This window comes from Streptococcus infantis (genome assembly GCF_047465525.1).
GTDB classification, from domain to species: Bacteria; Bacillota; Bacilli; order Lactobacillales; family Streptococcaceae; genus Streptococcus; species Streptococcus infantis_R.
The window spans coordinates 1-6,197 of record NZ_JASGZS010000049.1 but is presented as its reverse complement, the minus strand read 5'-3'; the positions used below and the strand labels follow the sequence as shown (position 1 = coordinate 6,197).

General features: G+C 38.6%; 7 protein-coding genes and 1 pseudogene. 5 read left to right on the top strand and 3 right to left on the bottom strand.

Features of this window, described 5'->3' with window-relative positions; all coding sequences use genetic code 11:
• Positions 1-127: 127 nt before the first annotated feature.
• Positions 128-466, top strand: a pseudogene (locus QM374_RS10515) (hypothetical protein); the annotation flags it as partial.
• A gap of 17 nt (positions 467-483) precedes the next feature.
• Complete coding sequence (locus tag QM374_RS10510) at positions 484-1,095, top strand: tetratricopeptide repeat protein (RefSeq protein WP_414311714.1); 612 nt, start codon at positions 484-486, stop codon at positions 1,093-1,095.
• An 18-nt stretch (positions 1,096-1,113) separates the two neighbouring features.
• Here QM374_RS10510 and QM374_RS10505 read toward each other — a convergent pair whose 3' ends face one another.
• The 3 genes from QM374_RS10505 to QM374_RS10495 are packed head-to-tail and all read right to left on the bottom strand — an operon-like array spanning position 1,114 to position 2,963.
• A complete protein-coding gene (locus QM374_RS10505) occupies positions 1,114-1,929 on the bottom strand; it encodes a TIGR03943 family putative permease subunit (RefSeq protein WP_414311713.1) in 816 nt (271 codons plus the stop codon).
• Positions 1,926-2,831 carry a permease gene (locus QM374_RS10500; RefSeq protein WP_414311712.1) on the bottom strand — a complete coding sequence of 302 codons (906 nt, stop codon included), beginning with the start codon at positions 2,829-2,831 and terminating at the stop codon, positions 1,926-1,928. Before QM374_RS10500 ends, QM374_RS10505 begins: the two co-directional genes overlap by 4 nt.
• Positions 2,832-2,963, bottom strand: coding sequence for an SPJ_0845 family protein (locus QM374_RS10495; protein WP_153225565.1), 132 nt, complete (start codon positions 2,961-2,963; stop codon positions 2,832-2,834).
• A gap of 163 nt (positions 2,964-3,126) precedes the next feature.
• On the opposite strand from QM374_RS10495, the gene QM374_RS10490 reads away from it, so the two are divergent.
• The 3 genes from QM374_RS10490 to QM374_RS10480 are packed head-to-tail and all read left to right on the top strand — an operon-like array spanning position 3,127 to position 6,024.
• Entirely contained in the window at positions 3,127-5,256 is a 2,130-nt protein-coding gene (locus QM374_RS10490; RefSeq protein WP_414311711.1) for a Tex family protein, read from the top strand.
• The gene (locus QM374_RS10485) at positions 5,243-5,692 is read left to right on the top strand and encodes a SprT family protein (protein ID WP_414311710.1); all 450 of its coding nucleotides are present in this window, start codon (positions 5,243-5,245) and stop codon (positions 5,690-5,692) included. The genes QM374_RS10490 and QM374_RS10485 overlap by 14 nt, the downstream gene beginning before the upstream one ends.
• 59 nt (positions 5,693-5,751) lie before the next feature.
• The gene (locus QM374_RS10480; protein WP_049503317.1) at positions 5,752-6,024 is read left to right on the top strand and encodes a PspC domain-containing protein; all 273 of its coding nucleotides are present in this window, start codon (positions 5,752-5,754) and stop codon (positions 6,022-6,024) included.
• Positions 6,025-6,197: the final 173 nt, after the last annotated feature.

Genomic DNA, 6,197 nt, shown 5'->3' with positions numbered 1-6,197 from the left:
ACTCTTATTCAAGTGGGCTTTTATCTGTTTTATCATGGGAAGTACCTCCTTAACTATCAGTTTAGCACATAAAAAAAGAAACCCAAATACAGAATTGTATTTGAATTTCTTAACTTAATGACATTGGGTAGAGGGTGCCTTCTTCATTAAACCCACCAAGGTAAACTACAGAAAATTGTTAGAACTTGAATTATGTGCAGATTTTGATATTGACGCCTCTCGTTGGATTGACGTTCTATCAGATGAAAATGTTTGGGGAAACACCTGGGAAATGAATGGCCTTCAATTTGGAATTACTGCAGGAGAGTCCCCAGAATTTGAAGATGAAGTAGTTGCAAGAAAATTTAGCCGTATCCCACTCTATTATGAATGGCATCCCGAATTTGAAGATTATTATGGCTTTAGCCTAGCATGGAAAAAATACGAGTCTGATAGTGATTTGTCGATTGATTTCTATACTACATAAGATGGAGGATTATAAGTATGAATCAAGCCTGGGAATTATTGTTTGAGGGGAAGATTGAAGAGGCCAAGAAATTGGTCTCAGAAAATTTCTCTTTGGAAACATGCAAGGATTATGACCTTCTCAATTTAATGGGGTATATTAAGTTCTTTGAAAAAGATTACAAAGAAGCTTTGCTGATTTATCAAAACTATCTAGATGTGGCAATTTCAAGTCATGATAAAGAAAACGAACATGTCGGCTATCACCAGTTAGCCATGGTCTATCGTGAAATGAATGACTATCAAACAGCTCTTAACTATATCAATAAAGAGCGAGAAGTTATTGAAGATTCTTTTTCAGAGGATGCACTCAAATCTTCTGTCAATAATTATGAGCAAGGTTATTTACGATTAAAGATTGGGGAAATCGAAAAATCGATCATGTATATGGAGCAGTCCTTAAAGCAAGCTTTACAAACAGATGATCTTATTGCTCAGGCCTGCGCTTATAGAGGATTGGGAGAGATTTATTCTATAGAAAAACCTGAAAAATCGCAAGAGAATTTTTTGCAAGCTATCGATCTTTTTGAAAAAGCAGGCGATCAGGTTGGAGCTCAAGAAGTTAAAGACTTGTTAAACAAGAAAAAGTAGCCCGCTCAGGCTACTTTTTTAGAATTCTTTATAAACATAAGGGTTCTCAGGTTTGTCCACTTTGATGAAAGACTGGACTTCAAGGGTTGGGAGAACCTGGTTGAGTTCCTTGTGGTAGTGATTGCTAATCTTACCTTTGACTTTTACCCAGGTGTTATTCTCATAATGATTGGTATTTCCTGTGGTTAAGAGGCCAAAAACTCCTGAATCAGCGATACAGTGCATAATACCAAAGCGAAAAACAAATTGACTATTGGTATGATTTGGATCGTTGTAGACAAAGCCTGTGAACTCGATTTCTTTTCCTTCAAATTCATTTGGATAATCATAGATAGCCTCCATGACTTCCAAGTAATTCTCATCCTTGATAATAATACTAGATTGAGCTAAGTATTTATCAGCACTCTTACGGACAGTGTCTACATAAGCTGTGTGTGAATAAAACCTACTGGTATCCGGCTTAAGATACTGATTGCTAGTACCTTCGCTTGCTTGGATTTTCTTGTCCGTTCCTTCTGACAGAGGGAAATAATAGCCTTTTGCAGATACAGTTTGTGAGTCTAGTGCAACAGTTGGAAAGGCAAATCCAACTAACAAAGGTAAACTTAGGAGGACAAAACTAGCAAGCTTGGCTGAAAAACTATGTAAGTGACTGTGTTCTTTCAAACGCTTGAAGTAAATATAGGCTTGAACAATGGCTAGCAAGAAAGACAACACCATTGTTATATAAGCCAGATAAGAGTAGTGGAGGTTTAGATACTGATTGAGCTTACCTGATAGGTGCAGATAAAGGGTTAAGAAAAAATAACTCATCAAAATAAGAAATCGTATCATAGCATCACCCCGACTAGATAAGAATAGACAAGAACAACAAGAGTCACAATGGTCATGAACTGCCAAATAAAGCGAGTTTTAAGATAATTCTTCATCATGAGTAGGTTTTTGACATCAAGCATTGGTCCAATAACCAGAAATGCAAGAACTGGCACAAATCCGAAACTAGAGAGCAACGAAGAGCCAATAAAGGCATCCGCTTCACTACAAAGTGATAGAAGAAAGGATAGAACCATCAAGAGAACGATTGCAAGTAGAGGTGTTGCGCTGATAGAAGTCAGAATACGAGTTGGTACATAAACCTGGACTATGCTAGCAAACAGACAGCCAAAAACCAAGTAACGTCCCATATCAAAGAATTCGTCAATAGCTTGGATAAAGACCTGAAGAAGTTTCTGACCTTTGGTTAAGTGAGAAAAATCATGTTCATGACAAGCCAGCCTATTTTCCTTTTGAATCGATCCTTCCCAGAAAAATCCAAGTAAGATACCCAATATAGTAGCAACAAGAATCGAACCTAAAGCGCGGAGTAAGACCATTTTAAATGAATTACCAAAGGCTGAATAGGTCGCAAAGAGTACTATGGGATTGATGATAGGAGCGGTTACTAGAAATGGAACAGCTGTATAGCTTGGAACCTTCTTCTCCAAGAAACGGTTGATGATCGGAACAATTCCACACTCACAAGAGGGAAAGAGAAACCCTATAAATGTACCAAAAAAGATCCTCCCCAAACGATTTTTAGGGAGAAATCTATATACTTTTTCAGGAGTCACATAGACTTCAATAGCACCTGAGATAATGCTACCGATTAGAACGAAGGGCAATGCTTCAATAATAATTGATAGAAAAATGGCACCAGCTTGTAAAATACTTGAAGGCAGACTTTGAAAAATCGTCATCTATTTTTTCTTTTCTGCCTTATCTTTCTTTTCTTTGTCATCTGGAAAAGCTACTTGCTTCAAATCAGGTAGTTTTGCGAACTCTTCGAACATTTTATCTAAGTCATCAGTTTTTGTAAATTTAACAGCCATAAGGCATACCTCGATTCTTATTGTTTCTTCTATTATACTATTATTTCAGCCAAAAGGTTTAATTTTAAATTGACAAGACAAATGAATTTTTATCTTCAACAAATACCAAGCTAACTGTGACATTAATGAAAACAAGCTTTCTTGCTTATGGTATAATAGTTTCATGGATAAAAAATATGAAAAAATTTCCCAAGATTTGGGTGTAAGCTTAAAGCAAATTGATACGGTCTTGTCTTTGACAGCAGAAGGAGCAACCATTCCCTTTATCGCTCGTTATCGGAAAGACATGACTGGTAGTTTGGATGAGGTGGCTATTAAAGCTATTATCGACCTTGATAAAAGTCTTACCAACCTCAATGACCGTAAGGAAGCAGTTTTAGCAAAAATCAAAGAGCAAGGTAAGTTGACCAAAGAGTTAGAAGAAGCCATCTTAGCTGCTGAAAAACTCGCAGACGTTGAAGAGCTCTATCTTCCCTATAAGGAAAAACGTCGCACCAAGGCAACGATTGCGCGTGAGGCGGGACTTTTCCCTCTTGCTCGCTTAATCTTACAAAATATTTCTGACCTAGAAAAAGAAGCAGAAGCATTTGTCTGTGAAGGATTCGAGACTCCACAAGATGCTTTAGCGGGTGCAGTTGATATTTTGGTCGAAGCTCTCTCTGAGGATGTCAACTTACGTTCAATGACTTATCAAGAGGTCCTTAGACATTCTAAGATTACATCCCAAGTCAAAGACGAGAGTCTTGATGAAAAGCTAGTCTTTCAGATTTATTACGATTTCTCGGAGACGGTTGCTAACATGCAGGGCTACCGTACACTTGCCCTTAATCGTGGTGAAAAGTTAGGCATCTTGAAGATTGGTTTTGAGCATGCGGTTGAACGTATTCAAGCCTTCTTTGCTGTTCGTTTTAAGGTTAAGAATGCTTATATAGATGAAGTGATTCAACAATCTGTTAAGAAAAAAGTATTGCCGGCTATCGAGCGCCGTATTCGTACTGAATTGACAGAAAAGGCAGAAGAAGGAGCTATTCAACTCTTCTCAGAAAACCTCCGTAATCTTCTTCTGGTAGCACCTCTTAAAGGGCGCGTGGTTCTAGGTTTTGACCCAGCCTTTCGTACAGGTGCTAAGCTTGCAGTAGTTGATGCGACTGGTAAGATGTTGACAACACAAGTTATTTATCCAGTCAAACCAGCTTCAGCTCGTCAGATTGAGGAAGCTAAGCGTGATTTGGCAGATTTGATTGGCCAATACGGTGTTGAAATTATCGCTATCGGAAATGGAACTGCCAGTCGTGAAAGTGAAGCTTTTGTCGCCGAAGTGCTCAAGGATTTTTCAGAAGTTAGCTATGTCATTGTCAATGAGAGTGGAGCTTCTGTATACTCTGCCAGCGAACTTGCCCGTCAGGAGTTTCCAGACTTAACCGTTGAAAAACGTTCAGCCATTTCTATCGCTCGTCGTTTGCAAGACCCACTTGCTGAATTGGTTAAAATTGACCCTAAATCCATCGGTGTCGGCCAGTACCAACACGATGTTAGTCAGAAAAAACTATCTGAAAGTCTTGATTTCGTGGTAGATACAGTTGTTAACCAAGTCGGTGTCAATATCAATACAGCTAGTCCAGCCTTGCTTTCACATGTTGCAGGACTTAACAAAACCATCTCTGAAAATATCGTTAAGTACCGTGAAGAAGAAGGTAAAATCACTTCACGCGCCCAAATCAAGAAAGTTCCTCGCCTAGGTGCTAAGGCCTTTGAGCAAGCTGCTGGCTTCCTCCGTATTCCTGAAAGTAGCAATATCCTTGACAATACAGGAGTTCACCCCGAAAACTATACTGCGGTCAAGGAACTCTTCAAACGCTTGGATATTAAAGACCTAAACGAAGAAGCGCAAGCAAAACTCAAATCTGTTTCAATCAGGGAAATGGCTCAAGAGTTAGACCTCGGTCAAGAAACACTTAAAGACATTATCGCTGACCTTCTCAAACCAGGTCGTGATTTCCGTGATTCCTTTGATGCTCCAGTCCTTCGTCAGGATGTCTTGGATATCAAAGACTTACAAGTTGGCCAAAAGCTTGAGGGAGTTGTGCGCAACGTCGTTGACTTCGGTGCCTTTGTTGATATCGGTATCCATGAGGACGGTCTTATTCATATCTCTCACATGAGTAAGAAATTTATCAAACATCCAAGTCAGGTAGTGTCTGTCGGTGATTTGGTAACCGTTTGGGTTAAAAAAATCGATGCTGACCGTGAAAAAGTGAATCTGTCGCTCCTAGCTCCAAATGAATCTAACTGATTACGTTAAACAGGTTTCTATTGAAGATTTTGGAAAACCTTTCAAACACCAAGCTCAGTGGAATACTCGTCTACGGTCGACAGGTGGACGATTTTTCCCTAAGGATGGTCATTTGGATTTCAATCCTAAGGTTTATCAAGAACTTGGTTTAGAGGTCTTTCGTAAAATTGTTCGTCATGAGCTCTGCCATTATCATCTTTATTTCGAAGGTAAAGGCTATCAGCATAAGGATTTAGCCTTTAAGCAACTTTTAAAAGAGGTCGACGGTCTCCGCTTTGTTCCTCCCTTGTCAAGTTCCAATCAAAAACCAAGCTTAGTCTATGCTTGTCAGACTTGTCACCAAACCTATCAACGAAAGCGAAAAATTGATACCAAGCGTTATCGTTGTGGTCTCTGTCGTGGAAAGCTCATCTTGTTAAATCGGCCTAAGGACTGATGTAGACAGTTTAGCTTAGTGCTATACTAAGATTAAGAAAACCGAAAGAGGTACAAATCATGAATACAAAATTTTATAAAATGAGAAGAAATCGTATGATATCAGGTGTTCTTGCAGGCCTATCTGATAAGTGGAATCTTGATGTAACCCTAGTTCGTTTCCTTTTTGCAATCTTTACAATCGCAAACTTTGGACTCGGAATTATTATCTACATTATCCTAGCTTCGATCCTACCAACAAAAGAAGATATCGAAGCTGAAATGTATGGAACAGGCCCACGCAAGATTAAAGAAGCCCAACCTATCAATGATGACGAAGGTTGGTTTTGGTAAATCAAATTAACTGTTTATATTTTGATAGCAAAAAAAGATACCGAGCGGTCAATGTCATTAAGTTAGTAATCTAACTATTTGAATAGGAGATAGGATTGAGATCATCAAAGTGATTCTCTATCCTATCTTCTATTTTTTTGCATAACAAATAAAGGTTTTTTCACCCTATTTTT